Source organism: Lysinibacillus sp. NPDC097287 (assembly GCF_044761695.1).
GTDB lineage: Bacteria > Bacillota > Bacilli > Bacillales_A > Planococcaceae > Lysinibacillus.
Genome location: NZ_JBIWCX010000003.1, coordinates 38,267 through 60,222 on the forward strand (window position 1 = coordinate 38,267; position 21,956 = coordinate 60,222).

The window sequence follows — 21,956 nt, forward strand, 5'->3', positions numbered from 1 at the left end:
GTAGTTTCTTTAGCTCACGCAGCTTCTTCAGCAGCTAATGTGGTGGAGGAAATCACGAGAAGCGAAGTTCGACAATGAAGTTCAACGCTACATTACAAAACATTCCGATTTTATATTTATCAAGTTTCTTGGGTACGGCTCGTATGGTCGTACTTACTTAGTTGAAGATGTATCTTCTCATAAACACTATGTGTTGAAATGTCTTCGCCCTAAGCACCGTCGTTCTAATAAAACAAAACATAAGTTTATGCAGGAAATTCAAATACTTGAACAATTAACTCTCCCCTTCGTTCCTTCTATTAAAATGACAGGTATACTTCTAGATATGCCGTACTTTGTCATGGATTATGTAGATGGGCAAACATTTGAGCAACTGATTTTTGACGATGGGCAAAAGTTTAAGATTACTGAAGCTCTTTCAATTACACAACAATTATTAACACAAGTCATCTCACTACATAATAAAGGCATCGTGCACCGAGATTTACGCATTCCTAACATTCTACTCGTTGAAGGTAATCTTCACATTATCGACCTCGGACTTGCAACCTATATGAAAGAAGTGGATTTTGCAACAATTCGTAATCCAAAACGAGCTGAAAATCATATTAGTGACTTATATTTTGTCGGACATTTTTTATTATTTTTACTTTACTCCACCTATGAGCCTACTTCACGCAAAGAAAAAAGCTGGCAAGAAGAACTTTCATTGCCAGCAGAGGTTGTAAGTTACCTCGAGCGGTTGCTATGCATCAACGAACCATTCCAAAGCGCTGCAGAAGCATTACAGTCATTACCAATAAAAAAATAGAATTGTTCACCATTACTTGTGAACAATTCTATCCATTTGCTTACATCGACAACTATAAATCAAAATATTTAATAAGTACATAAGCTGTCCACTTACAATCTTCTAAATGTTGAATATTTCCTATTAAACCTTTGATTATTGCTTTGCTCAGCGATTGATGATCAATTTGCTCTTTCAAAAGTTCCAATGATTCACGTTCAATCGATTCATCTAACCCATAAATATTTTGGTCGAGTAATTCGTGTAACTTCCCAGTGGAGATACCCTGGTCAAAAGAATTTTCTACGATTTGCACCAATTCTTTTGGAACACAAGGAATGGTCGAGTATTTCACTAGTATATTTGTTTTTTCGGCTAACGAATTAGAGACATCTTCCAAGTTCAACGGTAAATCATGAAATAAAAACAACTCAGAATAGCTCCTCATAAAACCTTTTACACAATAGACAAGGTCATATTTATTATCACCTATTTTTTCTCCATAGAGCTCTTCCAACATGCGAATAATCGATTGAGTCATAATTATTTCATATGAATTCACTTTCTTGAACAGCTCCTTATTAGGTGTTAGAGCTTGTTCTTTCATCAAAAAACGTGCTGCTTGTGACTGCTCATTGAACCTCTTGAAAATACATTTATAAAATTCAACCAACATATTTTGTTTATTTACTGCACCTCTGACTACCAAGTCAACATCAGCTATAAACTGTTGCATATAGTAGTCAATCATGTAGAAAATCAATTCATCTTTTGTTTTGAACGATAAGTAAAATGCTCCTTTTGAAATCCCACATCGTTCGGTAATTTGCTGTACTGACGTAGCTTCAAAGCCTTGTTCTGAAAAAAGTTCTAATGCTTTTTCCATGATCAATTGTTTTTTTACCATAATTTTAAATCGCTCCTAGGGCATATCATTGACAAATGACTAATTGGTCATTAGTATAAATAATTGAATCAAGTAAGTCAATAAAGGGTAGGTGTGAAGGTGAAAGGTTTAGTTAATTTTGTATTGAAAAATAAATTGGCAGTATGGTTACTAACAATTATCATCACTGTCTCGGGTATCTATTCAAGTACTCGTATGAAAATGGAAACAATACCGGATATTTCGATCCCCTATTTAATGGTGATGGGCGTATATCCTGGTGCAACACCTGAGAAAGTAATGGAAGAAGTATCGATTCCTTTTGAAAAAGCTATCGAAGGTCTCGATGGCGTGAAGTCTGTCTATTCGAATTCAAGTTCGAATATCGCTAGTATTCAGGTTGAATACGATTATGGTGTCGATATGGACGAAAAAAAACGTCAACTTGAATCTGCATTAGATAACGTGAGCATACCTGAGGACGCTCAAACGCCAATGATTACTGCAATTAGTATGAACATGATGCCAGTCATTGCCCTTTCAGTTAGTAGCTCTGAAGAAGATATCGTCGAACTGACATCAACGGTACAAGATATTCTTTTACCGAAAATCGAAAAAATCAATGGTGTTGCCTCTGCTACAATTACAGGGCAACATATCGAAGAAGTTGCATTTACGTATAATGAAGCAAAAATGGCTGAGCTTGGATTAACTGAGGACTCTGTAAAGCAAATGATTCAAGCAAGTGATATGGCTATTTCATTAGGCTTATATGAATTTAAAGAAGGCGAGCAAGCCGTTGCCGTTGATGGTAAATTCACAACAATTGATGAGCTGAAAGAAATGCTCATTCCTGTCACACCTAGTGCAACAAATCCATCACCATTTGTAAAATTAAGTGATATCGCTACAATCGAAACGGTTGGTAAAGTACAATCGATCTCACGTACAAATGGCGAAGATGCAATTGCAATTCAAATTGTCAAAGGTCAAGCAGACAATACCGTAGATGTTGTAAATCAAGTAAAAGAATTAATTAAAGAAGAAGAAAAAAATATCGATGGATTAATCGTTGATATTTCACTTGACCAAGGTAAACCAATTGAAGATTCTGTTTTCACAATGATTGAAAAAGCGGTATTCGGTGGTTTAATCGCAGTTTTAATTATCCTTTTATTCTTAAGAGATTTCAAATCAACTATTATCTCAATCGTTTCTATACCAGTTTCATTGTTTATGGCGCTCTTGCTATTAAACTGGATGGATATATCGTTAAACATTATGACATTAGGTGCTATTACAGTAGCGATTGGTCGTGTTATCGATGACTCGATCGTTGTAGTTGAAAACATTTATCGTCGTATGCATCTTGAAAATGAAAAGCTAACAGGTCGTGCTTTAATCCGAGAAGCAACAATTGAAATGTTCAAACCAATTTTATCGTCAACATTAGTAACCGTTGCGGTATTCGCACCACTTATTTTCGTTGGTGGTATGGTTGGAGAATTATTCATGCCGTTCGCATTAACGATGACATTTGCACTTGGGGCTTCCCTGCTTGTTGCGATTACGATTGTACCTGCCCTATCTCACTTCTTATTTAAGAAGAAATTATACGGTACGAAAACAGCTAGTAGTCACAAAGAAGTTGGTAAACTAGCACTTTGGTATAAAGGAATTTTAGAAAAAGCCTTAAACCATAAAATTATTACGTCTGTGCTTTCAGTATTATTATTAGTCGGCAGTTTAGCGCTTACACCTTTAATCGGTTTCAGCTTCATGGGTAGTGAAGAAGAAAAAGTGATGTACTTAACATACACACCAGCTACAGGTGAGTTAAAAGATGAGACTTTGGCTAATATTGAAGCAGTTGAAAAAGAATTAATGAAAAACGACGATATCGACATTTTACAATTATCTGTTACAGATAGTGATAGTGCCGATATGCAATCGATGATGATGGGCGGCGGTTCTGGTGGTGCTTTAATGTACCTGATTTTCGATCCTGATATGAAGGACTTCCCAGCAGCTCGCGAAGAAATCGAGGAATATGTTTTCAATATCGGTCAATCTGGCGAATGGAAGAGCCAAAACTTCTCGTCAATGTCGATGTCTTCAAATGAAGTCAGCTACACATTCTACAGCGAAAGTTTAGATAAACTGAGCTCAGCTGTGAAAATGGTAGAAGACGTTATGAATGATAATAAACGCCTTAAAGATGTCTCTACAAGTATGGAAGACGCTTACGTAGAGCATGTGTTTAAAGTAGATCAAGCAAATGTCTTACAATACGGCTTAACAACTGGTCAAATTGTAATGGCACTGAATACAACATCTACAAAAGATGTGTTAACAACACTTCAAACAGACGGCAAGGACCTTGAAGTTGTCGTTCAAAAAGAAAAATCAGCTGCTGCCACATCAATTGATGACGTACTAGCAACGCAAATTCCTACCGCACTTGGTACAACAATGCCACTTTCTGAACTGGTTACAGTAGAAGAAGGCACAACATTAAATACGTTATCTCGTAGTGCTGGTGAATACTACGCAACAGTATCTGGTACAATTTTAGACGAAGATATTTCAAAAGCAACCTCTGAAATAGATGCAGCAATTGATAAATTAGATTTACCTAAAGGTGTAACAGTTGGTGTTGCCGGTGTTGCAGCTGATATGGAAGAGACATTTACACAATTAGGTGTAGCAATGCTTGCAGCAATTGCGATTGTATACTTCATTTTAGTCGTAACATTTGGTGAAGGGATTGCACCATTCGCAATTCTATTCTCATTACCGTTTGCCGTAATTGGTTCATTCGTAGGTCTCTTTATTGCCGGCGAAACGATTTCTGTATCTGTTATGATGGGACTTCTCATGTTAATTGGGATTGTGGTCACGAATGCAATCGTATTCGTTGACCGAATTATCCACATGGAACGCGACGGAATGACAATGCGTGACGCTATCCTCGAAGCAGGTGCAACACGTTTACGTCCAATTCTGATGACGGCTATTGCTACAGTTGGCGCTTTAGTACCGATGCTATTCGGAGCAGCAGGTGGCGGATTAATTTCTAAAGGTCTTGCTGTAACAGTTATCGGTGGTTTAACAAGTTCTACATTATTAACACTTGTGATTGTTCCAATTGTATATGAGGTATTATCAAAAGTGTTCAAGAAAAACCGTAAAGATTTAGAAGAAAACTAAATTTAAAACGAAAGCGAGGATATTCCATTTTGGAACTATCCTCGCTCTTTTTATCAGTTGAATTCTCCCCTACTGTTGATAACACTAAAGTGCCATGCTATGATAGTTTTACTTTTAAGAAATGTGGGTTTCCTATTATGGCATCTGTGAGACTTCAATTCCAAAATTTGAACAGTTAATTGAATACGTTCAATGCTCTGCTGTGCTTTGTAGAGTAAATGGGATTGATCTGGCTATGTTTAGGGAAATCTTTATTTTACATTCGATGTGAAATAAGAGGGATGATTGCCCCCTCTTTTTGTTGTCTTTTTAAAAAAGATATTACTATCTATTTGAAAGAATTCTACTTACTTTGCATTTAACACTTTTAAGGCTATGTTATATCTATAACTCTTCATTTAAATCACCAAATATATAACCAGTAAGAGATATGGTCTCATTAATGATATGAGATGGTTTTTCTCAGATTTCTTATGTTAGGCTCTTATCATTCATCACCAAAAGTCGGGGATGACATTTGATTAAAGTGTGTATTGATTTTAAAATGCTCGTTGATTGGAGTGGAGGCTGGGCGACTCCTGGGGGATTAACGTCCAAGATGAGACCCTGGAGCGAGGCTTGCCGAGTGAAGCGGCTCATCGGACGTCCCCCGGAAAGCGCCCAGCCGGAATGGAAATCAACCCCAAGTTATGGCGTCGACCCACTATTATCGATTTATTCCAAACACAGGCGAATCACCTGTGTTTTTTGTATTAAAAGAAAGGGACGTGTAAAAATGACACAGACAAAAGAACCTATAATAGGGAATTGGAAAAGGAATATTATTCTCTTTTTAGGAAGTCAAACAATCTCGCTTTTTGGATCGTCTTTAGTACAGTACGCCATCATGTGGTATATCACTCTAAACACACAGTCAGGCGTTATGATGACAATATCCATCATTTGCGGATTCGTACCTACTTTCTTTCTTTCGCCGATTGCCGGCGTATGGGCTGATCGATACAACCGAAAAAAATTAATCATCTTATCAGATGGTTTGATCGCGATGTCTACTCTTATTTTAGCAATCTTATTTTTAATGGGCTATGAATCACTTTGGTTGCTCTTTGTTATATCTGCCGTACGTGCAGTCGGAGCAGGTATTCAAACTCCTGCAGTGGGAGCTATTCTTCCTCAAATTGTGCCCGAGGAAAAGTTAACGAAAGTAAATGGGGCAAACGGTAGTATTCAAGCTATTGTGATGCTTATATCTCCGATGGCCAGTGGCGCCCTGCTTACAATGGCTTCGATTGAAGCTATCTTATTTATAGATGTCATTACTGCAACTATAGCCATCCTTACATTGCTTGTGTTTTTGGATATTCCAACACATGCAAAAGCATTACAAAAGCAAACAACGAGCTATTTTAGTGACTTACAACAAGGGTTCACATATATCAAAAATCATGATTTTCTTAAAAAGTTTTTTCTGTTCTTTGCATTCTTCTTTATCCTAGCAGCGCCCGTTGCATTTTTAACACCGCTTCAAGTAACACGTAGCTTCGGTAATGATGTTTGGCGTTTAACAGCAATAGAAATAACTTTTGCATTAGGTATGTTGATTGGTGGACTCTGCATGGCTTCATGGGGAGGCTTTAAAAATAAGGTTCATACGATGACATTAGCGGCTCTGTTAATTGGGGCTTGTACATTTTCATTAGGGATTATCCCAATCTTTTGGTTATACCTAATTTTCATGGGTATAGTTGGTTTGGCCATGCCAATCTTTAATATACCCGCTACGGTCTTACTACAAGAGAAGGTTGAGGGCGATTACCTAGGTAGAGTATTTGGTGTTTTAGGAATGATTTCTACATCAATGATGCCATTAGGAATGCTTATATTCGGACCCATCGCAGACATTATTCAAATAGAATGGTTGCTAATAGGTACTGGATTACTATTATGTGTGCAAGGATTTGTCTTACTCCGTAGCAAAGCATTATTAGCGGCTGGAGAGCCAAGTCCAAAAGAACCTAGCCAATGAGAAATTAAATAAACTAGACGTTTTAAAAAAGCCCTCTATAAAATAGACATGCGAAAGTCTATCTTTATAGAGGCTTTTTGTATTAAATATAATAGCGATGAACCGGACGTCCCACGCTACCGTATTGAATATCTACCTTTAACATGGATTGCTTTTCTAAAAAATCTAAGTAACGGCGGGCAGTTACTCGAGCAGTACCAATATAAGTCGCCACTTCCTCCGCAGATACAGCTTCGTTACTTTCTTCTATATACGCCAGCACCTTATCAAGCGTTGCACGATTAAAACCTTTCGGCAATTCCTCAATTTCAATTTTCTGAGTTGTTACCGGTGAAGTTTGCAGCTCTGGCATTCGCTTTTGCATCAAATGATCAAGATCTTGCTGCGTTAAATCTTGCATCCCCTTCAATTTGGCTTTAAATGCTTGATAATTTTTTAACGTTTGTTCAATTCTCTCAAACGTAAAAGGCTTCATTATGTAATCATAGACACCAAGGTGTAGAATTCTTTGTATAGTCGGCATGTCATTAGCTGCAGTAACTGCAATCACATCAACAACTAGTTGTTCCTCACGAATCTTCCCTAGCGTCACCATGCCATCCTGCTCTGGCATGAAAATATCCATAAACACCAAATCCGGCTTCAATTCCTTAACCCTTTCTAGTCCTTCAATCCCATTCCCTGCATAACCGACCAGCTTAAATCCTTCTATACGCTCGATAAATTGCCTGTTGACCTCTCGCACCATCGGATCATCTTCAATGAGTAATACGTGTATTGTCTCCATCGTTATTTTCTCCTAACTCAAACAGTAATAGAAAGCTTGTACCTTCCATGAATTCACTAGTCACTTCAATTTCTCCGTGTCCTTTTGTCACTATCTCATGAATTAAATATAAGCCGATACCTCGATTTTCACTTTCCTTAGTGGAAAAGCCATTTTCAAACATACGAGCCCGTACCTCTTCACTCATCCCTATACCATTATCAGAAACTGCAATTGCGAGAATGCCATCATGCTCATCAACTGAAATCGATACATACTTATCTTCTTTCGATATTACGTTTAATGCTTCAAACGCATTTTCGATTAAATTGCCAAATAACACGACAAAATCATGATGATCTAATAATGCAGGGAATCGTTTAAAATGACTTTTCCGGTCAATCTCTAGCTGAATGCCTAGCTCTTTTCCATAACTGACCTTACTCAGTAACAACCCAGAAATATTTTCATTATGGAATCGTTCATTTAAAAACTTTGTTAAAGATGCTTCACTTTCCGTTGCCGTTGTTACATATTCGAGCGCCTGCCTCGTATGCCCTAACTGCAACAAACCGGCAATTGTATGTAATTTATTTTTATGTTCATGTGTCTGTACCCGTAGTGCCTGAACGAACGCTTTAACTCCGGTAACCTCTTCAGCTAACTTCTTCACCTCAGTTAAGTCCTTGAACATCGCTACTGCACCGACAATCTCACCGTTCACACTGATTGGTACACGATTGCTTAAAATACTATGATGGTTAATGTATAGTTCCTGATTATATATAGCTGTACCGGTTTCCACAATTTCAGGGAGTCGTGTATCTGGCAAGACATCATATATTTTTTTGCCTATGTAATTCTCCATTTTTGTCCCTACACCTAAAATATCGCCAGCCTTTTCATTAAAAATCGTAATATTCATAGTCTTGTCGACAGCAATAATTCCTTCATGCATCGCATTAAATGTTTCTGTTCGCTCAACATACATTTTGGCAATCTCATGTGGCTCAAGCCCAAACATTTGTTTTTTTATATGTTTCCCTAGCGTATATGCGCCCCAAACACTAAAAATCAGAGACATTAGTACCGTGATAAGTATTTCATGACCGTAACTTTCAATCATTTTCATGAATGTTGGCACAGGATATCCAACAATAACAATACCCACCTGCTTTTTCGTATCATCAATCACGGGTGCAAACGCACGAATCATCACGCCTGCTCCCCCCTGCGCCTTTGAAATATAATAATGTTCACTAAATGCAGCATTTAAATCCATTGATTTACTGGGCATACCAATTTCCTTACTTGATGGATGTGAAAGCTTCACACGATCTATATTCATGACGACAATATACTCTGCCTTATTGATAATCCGGATCCCCTCGACAAGCGCATTAACATTTGACGCGGCTTCTTTGATATCCGTATTTTTCAAATGCGTACTCAATTCTGGCATATTCGAAACCGTACGTGCTACGAGCATTGCACGTTGTTCAAAATCTTTTTCTTGCTCGTAAAGTATATTACTAAGTACAAAAATCCCACCAAGTAAGAAGGAAAACGCAATGATTAAAAATGTCACTAAAAGTATTTTCCAATTCACAGGCATTTTCACCATAGAGTGAATCCTCCTTTTCGACTTTTCTAGTCATTACTATATTATAGTAGTATTCTTATTGAACTCTCGTCAAAAATAATATTTCCACTATTCTACCCTACTAGATTATACAGAATCAGCAATAACTAGCTATGAACTTAATGAACAATATTACCACTCAACACTTTTGTATTATAACAACAATATATTATACCAACCGTACCATAACAGTTTAAAGCCTTAAAAACACTACGTTTTCGTTATTTATTCTCTTATTGTTCTTAATGAACGATATGTTCCTTATTTTCTAAATAACTTTTTTCATATAACATTCGTTATGATAACTTTAACGAAATTGAAAGCGATAACAAAATAGAAGATTTAGAAAAGGGGTAGCACTAAATGAAATTACTAAAAAATTTGACAGTTCAAGTTATTATAGCCATCATTTTAGGTGTCATCGTTGGGGCAATGTTCCCAGAATTCGGTGCAAGCCTTAAAATCTTAGCAGATTTATTTATCAAACTTATTAAAATGTTAATCGCACCAATTATCTTCTTAACGGTCGTAATCGGTATTGGAAGTATGGGCGATATGAAAAAGGTTGGAAAAATCGGAGGGAAAGCATTACTTTACTTCGAAATCGTGTCAACAATTGCACTTACGATAGGTATTGCAGTGGCTTTAATCGTTAGCCCCGGTACTGGTCTAGATACAACAGGTGCTGCTGATGCTGATATTTCAAAATATACAACAGCAGCTGAAGAAACTGATCAAGGTTTAGGTGCCTTCATCTACAACATCATTCCAGATAACGTAGTCGGCGCATTAGCAAATGGTGATTTACTTCCTGTATTATTCTCAGCAATATTATTTGGTTTAGCAGCCGCTTCAATTGGCGCACCTGCAAGACCTGTCATTACATTCTTTGAACAAGTAGCAGAAATTTTCTTCAAAATCGTTGGCATGGTCATGAAAATTTCACCAATTGGTGCTTTCGGTGCTATGGCCTACACAATCGGTAATTTCGGTTTAGAATCATTAAGCAATCTAGGATTATTAATGGCGTCAGTATACATTACAATGTTCTTATTCGTTGTATTTGTATTAGGCTCAATCGCAAAATTCTTTGGCTTTAATATTTTCAAATTTATCGCCTACCTAAAAGACGAAATATTCCTAGTAATCGGTACTTCATCATCTGAATCTGCTTTACCTTCAATGATGCGTAAATTAGAAAACTTCGGTTGTTCGAAACAAGTTGTTGGATTAGTCGTACCAACCGGCTACTCATTCAACCTTGACGGTACTTCTATCTACTTATCGATGGCAGCGTTATTCATTGCACAGGCTTATGGAATGGACTTAACGTGGATTCAAATCATTACATTACTTGGTATTTTAATGATTACATCGAAAGGAGCAGCAGGTGTAACGGGTTCTGGTTTCATCACACTTGCCGCAACTCTTGCAGCCTTCCCTATGATTCCGGTTGAAGGGATTGCACTTTTAATCGGAGTTGACCGCTTCATGTCTGAAGCTCGTGCCGTAACGAACTTAATCGGTAATGGCGTAGCGTGCGTTGTTGTCTCAAAATCTGAAAAAGAATTTGATGTAAGTATGCAAGAAAGTGCACTGCAGGGAAAAATTAACGTAACATCATAAAAATAATGGGTAGTGGTAACAGTATTTTGCTGTCGCCACTACCCATTTTACTTACCAAATTGCTCAAGTAAAAGCTTTGTATTCATTGATTGCTCAAGCGCCTTTTTCTCATCAGCCCAATAAATTAAGTACTGATTCTCTCCCACTGTGAACAACATCGATTGCAACTCCTCACTAAGTTCAGAGCTAATTGCTACTTTTAAAATATCGACCTCATATAAAGGCTTATCACCTATTTCATATACAATCTGATAAGCAGGTTGTTCTTCAAATAAGCTTCGTTCTTTTTTTGAGACATCTCTTATATGACTTAATGGGTATTTCTCCATATACTGTTGAAGGTCTGCACCTTCCACACGCACTAACCTGGTTTCATTTCGAAATAATTCCAACGCATCTCGCTCATTCGCATGATCTAATATATTCGTAATCGCTTCTTCCTCGCCTTTTTCACGAAACTGCATCGTGAAGGCTCCTACAAGTAAAAGTACTGCAAATAGTAAAAGACGCCATCTTCGCTTCGTCATACACTCACCTTATCCATGTAACGCCTTTTTCACAAATCGATTAATATCAACATCCGCACCGATTACGAGCATAATATCACCTAGCAAAATTTTGTCGCTGGCCTGTGGAGAAACGATAATTTCATCCCCTCGTTTAATACCAACGATATTGATGCCATATTGTGCACGAATATCAAGATCTACGACAGAATAACCAGCGATTGCATCATTAGCTTTTATCTCCATGATTGAATGCTCATCAGAAAGCTCTAAGTAATCAAGCACAGTATTCGACATCATGTTATTGGCAATACGAATACCCATATCACGCTCAGGATGGACGATATAATCTGCTCCAATTTTACGTAGCACTTTTTCATGATAATCATTTTGCGCTTTAACGGTAATTTGCTCTACACCTAATTCTTTTAAAATAATGGTTGTTAAAATACTTGCCTGAATGTCTTCACCAATTGCTACAATCACGTGCTCAAAGTTGCGAATACCTAGTGAATTCAGTACTGACTCATCTGTTGAATTCGCAATAACGGCCTGTGTTGCTATAGAGGCGAACTCGTCCACTCGCTCAGAAGAATAGTCAATCGCCATTACTTGTGCGCCCAGACTGATTAATTCACGAACGATACTCCCCCCAAAACGTCCTAATCCAATAACAGCAAACTCTTTTTTCATCATAATAAACTCCTCCGGATACTACTATTGCTCCTAGTGTACCGCATTCATTGACATATGTATCGTAAAAAGGAGCAAAAGATACAGCGTTTTATTAAGATAACCACCGATACATTATCGAAGATAAAAAAGGGCGAGGAATCAAAACATCCTCGCCCTACAACCATTATAATTATGCGTTACGCATTTCGTCTAATACACGGTTTACGCGTTTTTCTAACATTTTCATACCACTTCCACCAGCTTGCATGTGACGAAGTTGACCATCTTTATCGAATACAAAATACGCTGGTACGTATTGGTTTGCGAATGCATCTGTTAACTTCAATTCATTATCAACAAAAATTGGTTGTGTAATGTCATGTTCAGCTGCAACTGCTTTAATTGTTTCTAGATTCGTATCTTCCTCTGAACGAGGCATATGCACAGCGATGACATTTAGCTCATCGTTATATTGGTCACGGAAATTGTTAACCTCAGGCATTGCTTCTTTACATAAATAGCAGCTTACTGACCAAAAGTGAATAAGTGTTGGTTTTTCTCCAACTAAATCTGCTTTCGTTACTTCACCATTTAACCAAGTTGTTGCGCCTGTAAGTTCAGGCATTTGTTCACGAAGTTTCATAAATAATATCCTCCTTTATTGGCTCTAAACCAAAATATATGCTTGCATACGAATCCCACTCCCTTTTCTCGGGCAAGTCGCAAGTCCCTTGCTGTGGGGTCTTGCCTGACTTGCTTTCCCGCAGGAGTGTCGCGGGATTCGTCTAGCTCCAAACAACACTTCTATTGAAGTAGAGTACAGATTACAGTAAAGAGCCACTTTATCGTTTGAAAAATCCCCACAACAAAAGCCGTGGGGATTCAAATTGTTGTTTAAAATTATAGTGTTGCTTGACCTGGACGCCAGTTAGCTGGGCAAAGACCGCCTGTTTGTAATGCTTGAAGCACACGTAAAGTTTCATCTACGTCACGGCCGATGTTGTTGTCAAATACTGTTTGGTATTTTAACTCGCCTTCTGGGTCAATGATGAATAAACCGCGTAGTGCGATACCTTCTTCTTCAATTAGAACGCCATAGTCTTTTGCAACTTTGTGATTCGTATCTGCTGCTAATGGGTATTTTAACTCGCCAAGACCATTTTGTGTGCGGTCTGTGTTAATCCAAGCTAAGTGCGTGTGGATTGTATCAGTTGAAACACCGATTACTTCTGCATCTAAATCTTCGAACTCGTCGTAACGATCGCTCATTGCTGTAATTTCTGTTGGACATACGAAAGTGAAGTCCATAGGGTAGAAGAAAAGTACAGTCCATTTGTCTTGCCCTTTAATTTCTTCTAAAGATACTTTACCGAAAGATTTGTCAGCAAGTACTGCTTCCATTGTGAAATCTGGTGCTTGTTTGCCTACCATGCGTTCTGCCATGTGTATTCCCTCCGAATATGAATATGTATTAATTGCCCATTCGCTAGTGATGCGAACCCATCTTCTACCATAACAAAGATAAGTCGCTTTTTCAATGTACGAAACTTTGCCGCTTTTTCTAACTTCTAAGACTAATTTTATTAACCCGTTAAATTGCGAGATTATTCGAATAATAAAGTTCTGTATTTTGTCTCGTTTATTCTAATATTTTCTACAAAATACCGTTATTTCACGATGTAAATTTTATCTAATCATGCATAAATTTTAAACTTATTTTTTTTCGCCAAAACGATTGCATTTTTTTTTTGATTATGTATAATAATAATGTTTTTGTAAACTAAAAGTTTTGTTAAAGTAAACTTCAGTTATCTAAAGTTTATGATTGCTAAACTTCTTCGAGGAGGGAAAAGATGCAAATCGGAAGTAAAATCAAAGCACTTCGTTTGACAAAAGGTCTCACCCAAGAAGAGCTTGGAGAACGCACAGATTTAAGTAAAGGCTATATTTCTCAATTGGAGCGTGATTTAAATTCACCTTCCATTGAAACACTTTTTTCATTATTAGAAGTGTTAGGTTCAACACCTAAAGAGTTTTTTGATGATGAAGCACCTGAACAAAAAGTTGTTTATACAGAAGAAGACCAATCGACTTATACGGACGAGGATAAGAAATACGAAATTCAATGGCTCATTCCAACATCGAATGAAAAAGAAATGGAACCTATATTCTTAACCCTAGCAGCTGGTGGGGAGTTCAAACAATTCGAACCCTCTCTATCTGAAACATTTATTTATGTTGTCAAAGGGCGTATTCGTCTTGCTTTAGGGAAAGTTCAATATATAGCAAGTGAAGGCAATGCCGTTTATTTTGATGCGGCGGACCATCATCAAATTTTCAATGCTCATGACGAAGAGACAAAAATTTTACTCGTCGCAACGGATTCATACTTATAGCTTAAGGAGGCGCATCGATGACAACTAATTCAATAATTCGATTTGAAAATGTATCAAAATCATATGATGACGGCACAGTCGTCTTAAAAAATATTAACTTAGAGCTTGAAAAAGGAAAGTTCTATACATTGCTCGGCCCATCTGGTTGTGGGAAGACAACAATTCTTCGTATTATCGCTGGATTCACAGAGCCAACAACAGGAGATGTGTTCTTTCACGATAAAAGAATTAACTCAGTTCCTGCCAATGAACGCCAAGTAAATACGGTGTTCCAAGACTATGCGCTATTCCCTCATTTGAATGTCTTTGAAAACGTAGCATTCGGCTTACGAATTCAAAAGAAACCTGAAAATGAAGTGAAGGAACGTGTCGCTGAAGCTCTGAAATTTGTAAATTTAGCTGGCTATGGAAACCGTGAAATTTCAGAAATGTCAGGTGGTCAACGTCAACGTGTTGCCATAGCGCGTGCGATTGTCAATGACCCTGAAGTAATCTTACTTGATGAGCCACTATCGGCACTGGACTTAAAGTTACGTACAGAAATGCAATACGAGCTACGTGAGTTACAGCAACGTCTTGGCAAAACATTTGTCTTCGTTACACATGATCAAGAAGAAGCACTTGCTATGAGTGATGAAATTTTCGTTTTAAGTGAAGGTGAAATTCAACAATCAGGAACACCAGTAGACATTTATGACGAACCAATTAACCGCTTTGTAGCAGACTTTATCGGTGAATCAAACATCGTTCCAGGTGAAATGATTGAAGACTTTAAAGTTAAGTTTACAGGCAAAGTATTTGAGTGTGTGGACCAAGGGATGAAAGCAAACGAGAAAATTGACATCGTCATTCGACCTGAGGATTTAGAAATCACTACGGCCGATAAAGGGAAATTAATCGTAACTGTCGATACACAATTATTCCGTGGTGTTCACTATGAAATTTCTACGTATGATGAAGACGGCAATGAGTGGCTAGTGCACTCTCTTAAAAAAGCTGATGTAGGGGCAAAAATCGGCTTAGACTTCGATTCAGAAGCGATTCATGTAATGCGCTTAAACGAAACAGAAGAAGAATTCGATAAACGTTTAGAAGCATATGGAGACGACGAAGATGCAAACTAAGGCTTCAAAATCAGCCTTATTCCCTTACGTTTTATGGATTGCATTATTCGTTATCGCGCCGATTGCCCTTGTTGTATACTATTCCCTACTAGACTTACATGGCAATTTCACGCTCGATAACTATAAAGCGTTCTTTACATCGGTTTATTTAAAAATGACATTAAGCTCGTTTTGGTATGCGTTTTTAATCACGTTCTTTACATTATTAATTTCTTACCCAACAGCTTATTTCTTAACAAAAACAAAGCATAAGCAGCTTTGGTTATTACTGATTATTATCCCGTCATGGATTAACTTACTATTAAAAACGTACGCATTTATTGGGATTTTTGGTCTCTATGGACCAATCAATGCCTTTATCGAAGTATTTGGCTTTGATCCGAAGCAAATACTATTTACTGATATGAGCTTTGTGTTTGTATCGGTCTATATTTTCATTCCGTTTATGATTTTACCGATTTTTAATTCATTAGACCGTTTGAATCCAACACTAGTTTATGCAGCACGTGATTTAGGGGCTTCAGCCTTTACTACATTCCGTCGTGTCGTGTTGCCACTGACAATGGATGGCGTAAAAGCAGGCATTCAAGTTGTCTTCATCCCGGCGTTATCACTATTCATGATTACACGTTTAATCGCGGGTAACCGTGTGATTACGCTTGGTACAGCCATTGAACAACAGTTCCTTGTCACTCAAAATTGGGGCATGGGTTCAACAATTGCTGTATTCCTAATTTTATTCATGGTCATCATTATGTTAATAACAGGCCAAAAGAATAAAGGAGGTCGCGTACGATGACAAAACTTTCAAAATCGGCAAAAGTGTATTTAGCGATTGTCTTTATCGTCTTGTATGCGCCCATTTTTTACTTAATCTTTTACTCCTTTAATAGCGGCGACTCCATGAATAGCTTTGACTCATTCACGCTCGACCACTATAAAGCTGTTTTCGAGGATACTCGATTACTTGTGATTTTGATTAATACCGTTATTGTCGCATTGCTATCAGCATTAATTTCCACGATTATCGGTACATTAGGTGCTATCGGTATTGTGACAGTGAAAGATTCAAAAATGCGCAATACATTACTATCGTTAAACAATGTACTAATCGTCAGCCCAGACGTGATTATCGGGGCTAGCTTTTTAATTTTATTCACAATGGTTGGCATTAAGTTGGGCTTTGCATCTGTTCTACTTGCGCACGTTGCGTTTAGTGTACCAATTGTCGTTTTAATGGTATTACCTAAATTACTTGAAATGAACAAGTCTTTAATTGATGCTGCACTTGATCTAGGTGCCACAAAAAAAGATGTTATGATGCGTGTCATCTTGCCGTATATTAAGCCAGGTATTTTCGCAGGATTCTTCCTCGCTTTAACGTATTCTTTAGATGACTTTGCGGTGACATTTTTCGTTACGGGTAACGGATTTAGTACGCTGTCAGTAGAAATTTACTCGATGGCACGTGCAGGAATTTCCTTAACCGTGAATGCGATTTCTGGTTTAGTATTCTTCGTGACTGTGTTAATCGTAATCGGTTATTATTTCGTGACAAGTCGTACAAGTAAAAGAACGGGGGGACATTAATGAAGTCATTAATTCAAGCAACAATCGCCATTCTTGTCGTTACCGCCCTTTTAATGTATGCTGGGAACGCAATGAGTGCTGGTAGCGGAAAAAGCGGAAAAGATACGCTTACCATTTTTAACTGGGGTGAATACATTGATCCTGATTTACTAAAGCAATTTGAAAAAGAAACAGGTATCCATGTTATTTACGAAACATTCGACTCGAATGAAGCCATGATGACAAAAGTTCAACAAGGTGGAACAGCTTACGATATTGCGATTCCTTCTGAATACATGATTGAAAAAATGAAAGAGGAAGATTTACTCATTCCTCTTGACCATTCAAAAATTCCAAACATGAAAAATATTGACCCTTACTTTTTAGATTTACCTTTTGATGACAACAATAAATATTCTCTCCCTTATTTTTGGGGCACAGTTGGGATTGTCTATAATCCTAATTTAGTCGGAGATTTAGACTTCTCTTCTTGGGAAGATTTATGGGATCCTTCATTAAAAAGAACAGTCTTTTTAGTAGATGGTGCACGTGAGGTTATCGGTATGGGCTTAAACAGCCTTGGTTATTCATTAAATTCTTTAGATCACAATGAGTTACGTTCAGCAACAGATAAGTTAATTCAACTTGCGCCAAACGTAAAGGCCATTATTGGTGATGAAATTACACCGTTAATGATTAATAACGAGGCGACAGTTGCACTTACTTGGTCTGGTCAAGCAGCAGACATGATGTATGAAAATGAAGACTTAGACTTTGCGGTACCTGAAGAAGGTTCGAACTTATGGTTTGATAATATGGTCATTCCAAAAACTTCGAAAAATATAGACGGTGCACATGCTTTCATTAATTTCATGTTAGATGCTGACTCCGGTGCACAAAACGCTGATTTTGTTGGCTACTCTACACCAAACGTTGCCGCAATGGCTTTAATGGATGAGGAAGTTGTCACTGACGAACGTTATTATCCTTCAGAGGAACAACGCGACACATTAGAGGTTTATAAAAACTTAGGACCTGATTATTTAGGCAAATACAACGAACTGTTTTTAGAATTTAAAATGAGTATTCGTTAAAGAACAAATGCGCTAAAGCGCTCGTTTACATCCGACAAGCGCTGGAGAGCCCGAAGCAAAAGTATGCGTTCCACCACTTTTGCCCGAGGGATCGAAGCGACCTCGAGGATGTAGCGCTTTAGCCTAGCCGTCAACTTTGCCCTAGGCTATCCATAATAAAAAAATCTGTTATTTCCTTAACAACAAAATAAAGCTGTCACCCCAGTTAGTCACTGGAGTGATAGCTTTTTGTAATTGAAAATAAAAGTACGCAGTCAGACTTTTAGTCAATAGCAACTTAATATCCATTATGTTAGACTGTAGTATATTTGAATAGACTACGCAAAAGGAGGCTATAAAATGGCCCAACAGACATCAAACAAGGCAGCTTTATATATTTTAATGTTTAATATGTTCATTGCGATGGGAAGCATTGGTATCATTATTCCTGTCATGCCCGAATATTTGAAAATTTTCGGTGCAGCAGGACAAGTTCTCGGTCTGCTCATTGCATCGTTTGCATTAGCACAATTTGTATTTTCACCAATAGCTGGAAACCTCTCGGATCAATATGGTCGTAAGAATCTTATTGTTTTTGGACTTGTGGTAACAGGTCTTTCACAAATTGCTTTTGGACTTTCAACAGAAGTTTGGATGCTCTTTGTTGCTCGCTTTTTAGGAGGCTTAGGCTCTGCTTTCATTGCACCCCCGATTATGGCATTTGTAGCGGATGTCACTACATATGAAGAACGTGGTAAAGGTATGGGGATGCTTGGGGCTGCCATGTCTCTAGGCTTTATGATTGGTCCTGGAATTGGCGGCTTCTTATCTACAGTCAGTCTTCACTTTCCATTTTATATGGCTGGAGCTGCGGCAATTTTAGCTGCCATATTATCGTTAGTGTTGTTGCCAAACACAAAACCAAGCTCATCACAAAAAGCACAAAAACAAGACAATCTTGCTAAGCAGATGATACGCTCAGTCAAAATGCCCTACTTTGTTATGCTGATCATCATGCTTGTTTTCTCGTTTGGCATCGCCAATTTCCAAGCGACTTTATCTTTATTCGTCACACAGAAATTCAACTACACACCAACAGATATTGCAATAATACTAACAGTTGGTGGTGCTGTCGGTGTCGTTGTTCAAATGTTTATCATTACACCACTGTTTAAACGTTTTGGTGAAATGAAGGTTGTATTAGTCAATTTACTCGTTGCATCAATATCAATCTTCTTAATTTTATTTGTATCAGGCTTTGCATTAATATTAGTTGTTGCAACAATTTTCTCTACAGCAACAACGCTCATTCGTCCAGCCGTAAATACGCTGATTTCCAAGCTGGCTGGTAGTGAACAAGGCTTTGCCGCCGGACTCAACAATGCCTATATGAGTCTTGGCAATATGATTGGTCCTGCTTTAGCTGGCATATTATTCGACTGGAATATGGACAGCCCTTATATTTTCGGTGCTATCATTTTATTTGCCTGCTTCCTTCTTGCCCTCATTTGGACAATGAAAAAAGCACCTCATTTAATGAAGCCAGATTCTAATTAATCTGAAAGTTAATTGACTATTTTTAGCAGTATGGTACAGTATTAATGAAAAATTAAATCGCTTCATGACCACTAGGGGAGTCTTTTTAAGGCTGAGACGTGTATTGTATACACGGACCCTTTGAACCTGATCTAGTTCACACTAGCGTAGGAAAGTGGCGACACTTGCTTTTATAATGACTAAATGCAAGGCCGCTTCCTACATTTTTGGGAAGCGGCCTTTTTTTACGATTAATGAAGGAGTGAAAGATTTGTCTATTCGAAAATTAACCGTCATGGCATTATTAGTTGCTATTGCAGTAGCAGGCTCAACATTTATCTCTATTCCAACAGGTATTGCACGTGCCTATCCTGTACAACACGCCATTAATGTCATCAGTGCCATCTTACTGGGACCTTTACCTACTGTCATGATTGCCTTTGTAACAGCCATCATCCGTATCTTAACAGGTACAGGCTCACTCTTAGCGATTCCTGGCAGTGTCATCGGTGCACTATTTGCAGCCCTTGCCTACAAATACAGCGAAAAAACGTGGCTAGCTGGTGCCGGTGAAATGTTTGGTACAGGTATACTTGCTTCACTTGTCGCAGTACCCTATTCTCACCTACTAATGGGGACATCTGTGGCGGCCCTCTTTTTCATGCCTGCTTTTTTAACTTCTAGTGTCGTTGGCGCCACCTTGGGAGTAGTTATTGCTAAAAGTCTACAAAAAACTGTTTTTGTTAATGGACTTAACTCAACATTGCGATAAGACATTAAAGTATTTTTCACCGCTCGATTTCTATGACATTCCTCTAATAAAATTTAGGCTATTTTCTAAGGTTAGTTGCTATAATACATTGAGATAGAGTAAATCTACAACATGTTTAGATTTACTCTCTGTTTTTTTGTTTTGGTATCCTGCAAATCGAATAACGAAAAAAGGACTCTTTAGTTTGAATAAACTTTAGAGTCCTTTTTCTTATTTCGTATAATCAAATAAACAACGAGCATGATCCTGTACCACTTCCACAAATGCTTCTACCTGGCGCAGTTCAAATGAAGATTCATAACCAATTAACCAAGTATCCCGCGTTAAGCCAAATTCTTTTTCATTGTTCATTAGCGCTATTTTGTTGACACCATCATCCTCATTTAAAGTAATTGATGGTAAAATTGCATAGCCAATCCCATTCAATGCCATTTGCTTACACGTCTCAATTTGATCTACTAAAATTTGACGACTTGGATTGGATGCAAAGTGTCGCTGCCACCACTGTTGAATTTCCTGATAATAATTCGAATCACTTTTAAACTGAATAAATGGACGGTCTGTCGTAAGGACATCCTCCACTGTTTTCAACTCTTTGTCTACTAAATAAAGCGTATCTCGGAAAAGATGAATTTTCTCACCTTTCCAATCGACCTGTCCTCGTACAATCCCCACATGTGCCTCGCCCTCATACAGTGCTTTGACAATTTCAGAGCTCCAGCCTGTCATTAGTGAAATTTTCGCCTCAGGGTATTTCGTTACAAAATCCTTTAATACTTTTGGTAGCCAGTTTTGTCCAACAATCGAAGCACAAGCAATTTTCAGTGTGCCGTTCACTTTTGTTGTCAGTGCCTGAATCATTTCGAAAATTTCTTCTTTCTTCGCAATCATTTCATTAGCATAGGAAATAACAAGCTCTCCGGCAGGTGTTGCCGTCAATCCTTTTTGCGAGCGAATAAACAGCTGTGTTCCCCATTCTTTTTCTATGGTTTGTAGACGCTGTGAAAGAGCCGGCTGCGATAAGAATAATCGCTCTGCTGCCTTTCGCATATTGCGTTCTTCTGCTAATATTTTTAATATTTCTGCCTCTGTTACCGTCAAAAAAGTAACCTCCTACTCAAATCAATTACTCTTCGGCGTAATTACGCGCAAAAAACATCTGCTGCTGACGCTTCGCTTTCGCTCAAATAACATCTGTGACATCCGCCGGAGGCATCGGGCCAACAGGATGTTGGTCACTCAGGCGTTGCCTCAGGACGCGGCGATCTTAGCCTGGGTTCGACTATTCAGCCGGCTTTTGGGCAATCACTGAAAAAGGCTACAGCCGAATTCATCTCATCACTTATTGAGGTGGGATGA

19 protein-coding genes and 1 riboswitch are annotated in these 21,956 nt (G+C 38.0%); of the genes, 11 read left to right on the forward strand and 8 right to left on the reverse strand.

What is annotated here, in order from left to right:
* Window positions 1–37: 37 nt before the first annotated feature.
* Window positions 38–811, forward strand: a complete 774-nt coding sequence (locus ACIQ2D_RS05705; protein ID WP_402860751.1) for a serine/threonine protein kinase — start codon at window positions 38–40, stop codon at window positions 809–811.
* 52 nt (window positions 812–863) lie between these two features.
* Here ACIQ2D_RS05705 and ACIQ2D_RS05710 read toward each other — a convergent pair whose 3' ends face one another.
* Window positions 864–1,697, reverse strand: a complete 834-nt coding sequence (locus ACIQ2D_RS05710) for a TetR/AcrR family transcriptional regulator (protein ID WP_402860754.1) — start codon at window positions 1,695–1,697, stop codon at window positions 864–866.
* Between the two features lie 99 nt (window positions 1,698–1,796).
* On the opposite strand from ACIQ2D_RS05710, the gene ACIQ2D_RS05715 reads away from it, so the two are divergent.
* Together ACIQ2D_RS05715 and ACIQ2D_RS05720 are read left to right on the forward strand one after the other, a co-directional pair.
* On the forward strand, window positions 1,797–4,886 hold the full coding sequence (locus ACIQ2D_RS05715) for an efflux RND transporter permease subunit (protein WP_402860757.1): 3,090 nt from the start codon (window positions 1,797–1,799) through the stop codon (window positions 4,884–4,886).
* A 775-nt stretch (window positions 4,887–5,661) separates the two neighbouring features.
* The gene (locus tag ACIQ2D_RS05720) at window positions 5,662–6,912 is read left to right on the forward strand and encodes an MFS transporter (protein ID WP_402860760.1); all 1,251 of its coding nucleotides are present in this window, start codon (window positions 5,662–5,664) and stop codon (window positions 6,910–6,912) included.
* Between the two features lie 82 nt (window positions 6,913–6,994).
* Here the strand turns inward: ACIQ2D_RS05720 and ACIQ2D_RS05725 are convergent, their stop codons facing one another.
* Window positions 6,995–7,699, reverse strand: a complete 705-nt coding sequence (locus ACIQ2D_RS05725) for a response regulator (RefSeq protein ID WP_402860763.1) — start codon at window positions 7,697–7,699, stop codon at window positions 6,995–6,997.
* A complete protein-coding gene (locus ACIQ2D_RS05730) occupies window positions 7,671–9,302 on the reverse strand; it encodes an ATP-binding protein (protein WP_402860766.1) in 1,632 nt (543 codons plus the stop codon). Before ACIQ2D_RS05730 ends, ACIQ2D_RS05725 begins: the two co-directional genes overlap by 29 nt.
* 381 nt (window positions 9,303–9,683) lie before the next feature.
* Here ACIQ2D_RS05730 and ACIQ2D_RS05735 point away from each other — a divergent pair, with 381 nt between their 5' ends.
* The gene (locus ACIQ2D_RS05735) at window positions 9,684–10,946 is read left to right on the forward strand and encodes a dicarboxylate/amino acid:cation symporter (protein ID WP_402860769.1); all 1,263 of its coding nucleotides are present in this window, start codon (window positions 9,684–9,686) and stop codon (window positions 10,944–10,946) included.
* A gap of 47 nt (window positions 10,947–10,993) precedes the next feature.
* Here ACIQ2D_RS05735 and ACIQ2D_RS05740 read toward each other — a convergent pair whose 3' ends face one another.
* From ACIQ2D_RS05740 to ACIQ2D_RS05755, 4 genes are all read right to left on the reverse strand, one after another.
* Window positions 10,994–11,473, reverse strand: a complete 480-nt coding sequence (locus ACIQ2D_RS05740; RefSeq protein WP_402860772.1) for a hypothetical protein — start codon at window positions 11,471–11,473, stop codon at window positions 10,994–10,996.
* A gap of 9 nt (window positions 11,474–11,482) precedes the next feature.
* Window positions 11,483–12,145, reverse strand: coding sequence for a potassium channel family protein (locus ACIQ2D_RS05745; RefSeq protein ID WP_402861666.1), 663 nt, complete (start codon window positions 12,143–12,145; stop codon window positions 11,483–11,485).
* 172 nt (window positions 12,146–12,317) lie between these two features.
* Window positions 12,318–12,770 carry a TlpA family protein disulfide reductase gene (locus tag ACIQ2D_RS05750; protein WP_402860775.1) on the reverse strand — a complete coding sequence of 151 codons (453 nt, stop codon included), beginning with the start codon at window positions 12,768–12,770 and terminating at the stop codon, window positions 12,318–12,320.
* A 257-nt stretch (window positions 12,771–13,027) separates the two neighbouring features.
* A complete protein-coding gene (locus ACIQ2D_RS05755; protein ID WP_053584521.1) occupies window positions 13,028–13,570 on the reverse strand; it encodes a peroxiredoxin in 543 nt (180 codons plus the stop codon).
* Window positions 13,571–13,980: 410 nt separating this feature from the next.
* On the opposite strand from ACIQ2D_RS05755, the gene ACIQ2D_RS05760 reads away from it, so the two are divergent.
* From ACIQ2D_RS05760 to thiW, 7 genes are all read left to right on the forward strand, one after another.
* The gene (locus ACIQ2D_RS05760) at window positions 13,981–14,523 is read left to right on the forward strand and encodes a helix-turn-helix domain-containing protein (protein ID WP_402860778.1); all 543 of its coding nucleotides are present in this window, start codon (window positions 13,981–13,983) and stop codon (window positions 14,521–14,523) included.
* A gap of 17 nt (window positions 14,524–14,540) precedes the next feature.
* On the forward strand, window positions 14,541–15,647 hold the full coding sequence (locus ACIQ2D_RS05765) for an ABC transporter ATP-binding protein (protein ID WP_402860781.1): 1,107 nt from the start codon (window positions 14,541–14,543) through the stop codon (window positions 15,645–15,647).
* Window positions 15,637–16,446 carry an ABC transporter permease gene (locus ACIQ2D_RS05770; protein ID WP_402860784.1) on the forward strand — a complete coding sequence of 270 codons (810 nt, stop codon included), beginning with the start codon at window positions 15,637–15,639 and terminating at the stop codon, window positions 16,444–16,446. Before ACIQ2D_RS05765 ends, ACIQ2D_RS05770 begins: the two co-directional genes overlap by 11 nt.
* Complete coding sequence (locus ACIQ2D_RS05775) at window positions 16,443–17,237, forward strand: ABC transporter permease (RefSeq protein ID WP_402860787.1); 795 nt, start codon at window positions 16,443–16,445, stop codon at window positions 17,235–17,237. The genes ACIQ2D_RS05770 and ACIQ2D_RS05775 overlap by 4 nt, the downstream gene beginning before the upstream one ends.
* A complete protein-coding gene (locus tag ACIQ2D_RS05780; protein ID WP_402860789.1) occupies window positions 17,237–18,310 on the forward strand; it encodes an ABC transporter substrate-binding protein in 1,074 nt (357 codons plus the stop codon). Before ACIQ2D_RS05775 ends, ACIQ2D_RS05780 begins: the two co-directional genes overlap by 1 nt.
* Window positions 18,311–18,649: 339 nt before the next feature.
* Window positions 18,650–19,846: an MFS transporter gene (locus ACIQ2D_RS05785; RefSeq protein WP_402860791.1), complete on the forward strand. Its 1,197-nt coding sequence runs from the start codon at window positions 18,650–18,652 to the stop codon at window positions 19,844–19,846.
* A gap of 63 nt (window positions 19,847–19,909) precedes the next feature.
* A riboswitch (TPP riboswitch) is annotated at window positions 19,910–20,016 on the forward strand.
* Window positions 20,017–20,096: 80 nt separating this feature from the next.
* Entirely contained in the window at window positions 20,097–20,597 is a 501-nt protein-coding gene (gene thiW, locus ACIQ2D_RS05790; protein WP_402860793.1) for an energy coupling factor transporter S component ThiW, read from the forward strand.
* 210 nt (window positions 20,598–20,807) lie between these two features.
* Here the strand turns inward: thiW and ACIQ2D_RS05795 are convergent, their stop codons facing one another.
* Window positions 20,808–21,698 carry a transcriptional regulator CcpC gene (locus ACIQ2D_RS05795; RefSeq protein ID WP_402860795.1) on the reverse strand — a complete coding sequence of 297 codons (891 nt, stop codon included), beginning with the start codon at window positions 21,696–21,698 and terminating at the stop codon, window positions 20,808–20,810.
* Window positions 21,699–21,956 lie beyond the last annotated feature (258 nt).

Coding starts and splice junctions, on each gene's coding strand:
- ACIQ2D_RS05705 (WP_402860751.1), top strand. CDS start 38: ATGTGGTGGAGGAAATCACGAGAAGCGAAGTTCGACAATGAAGTTCAA.
- ACIQ2D_RS05710 (WP_402860754.1), bottom strand. CDS start 1,697: ATGGTAAAAAAACAATTGATCATGGAAAAAGCATTAGAACTTTTTTCA.
- ACIQ2D_RS05720 (WP_402860760.1), top strand. CDS start 5,662: ATGACACAGACAAAAGAACCTATAATAGGGAATTGGAAAAGGAATATT.
- ACIQ2D_RS05725 (WP_402860763.1), bottom strand. CDS start 7,699: ATGGAGACAATACACGTATTACTCATTGAAGATGATCCGATGGTGCGA.
- ACIQ2D_RS05730 (WP_402860766.1), bottom strand. CDS start 9,302: ATGGTGAAAATGCCTGTGAATTGGAAAATACTTTTAGTGACATTTTTA.
- ACIQ2D_RS05735 (WP_402860769.1), top strand. CDS start 9,684: ATGAAATTACTAAAAAATTTGACAGTTCAAGTTATTATAGCCATCATT.
- ACIQ2D_RS05740 (WP_402860772.1), bottom strand. CDS start 11,473: ATGACGAAGCGAAGATGGCGTCTTTTACTATTTGCAGTACTTTTACTT.
- ACIQ2D_RS05745 (WP_402861666.1), bottom strand. CDS start 12,145: ATGAAAAAAGAGTTTGCTGTTATTGGATTAGGACGTTTTGGGGGGAGT.
- ACIQ2D_RS05750 (WP_402860775.1), bottom strand. CDS start 12,770: ATGAAACTTCGTGAACAAATGCCTGAACTTACAGGCGCAACAACTTGG.
- ACIQ2D_RS05755 (WP_053584521.1), bottom strand. CDS start 13,570: ATGGCAGAACGCATGGTAGGCAAACAAGCACCAGATTTCACAATGGAA.
- ACIQ2D_RS05760 (WP_402860778.1), top strand. CDS start 13,981: ATGCAAATCGGAAGTAAAATCAAAGCACTTCGTTTGACAAAAGGTCTC.
- ACIQ2D_RS05765 (WP_402860781.1), top strand. CDS start 14,541: ATGACAACTAATTCAATAATTCGATTTGAAAATGTATCAAAATCATAT.
- ACIQ2D_RS05770 (WP_402860784.1), top strand. CDS start 15,637: ATGCAAACTAAGGCTTCAAAATCAGCCTTATTCCCTTACGTTTTATGG.
- ACIQ2D_RS05775 (WP_402860787.1), top strand. CDS start 16,443: ATGACAAAACTTTCAAAATCGGCAAAAGTGTATTTAGCGATTGTCTTT.
- ACIQ2D_RS05780 (WP_402860789.1), top strand. CDS start 17,237: ATGAAGTCATTAATTCAAGCAACAATCGCCATTCTTGTCGTTACCGCC.
- ACIQ2D_RS05785 (WP_402860791.1), top strand. CDS start 18,650: ATGGCCCAACAGACATCAAACAAGGCAGCTTTATATATTTTAATGTTT.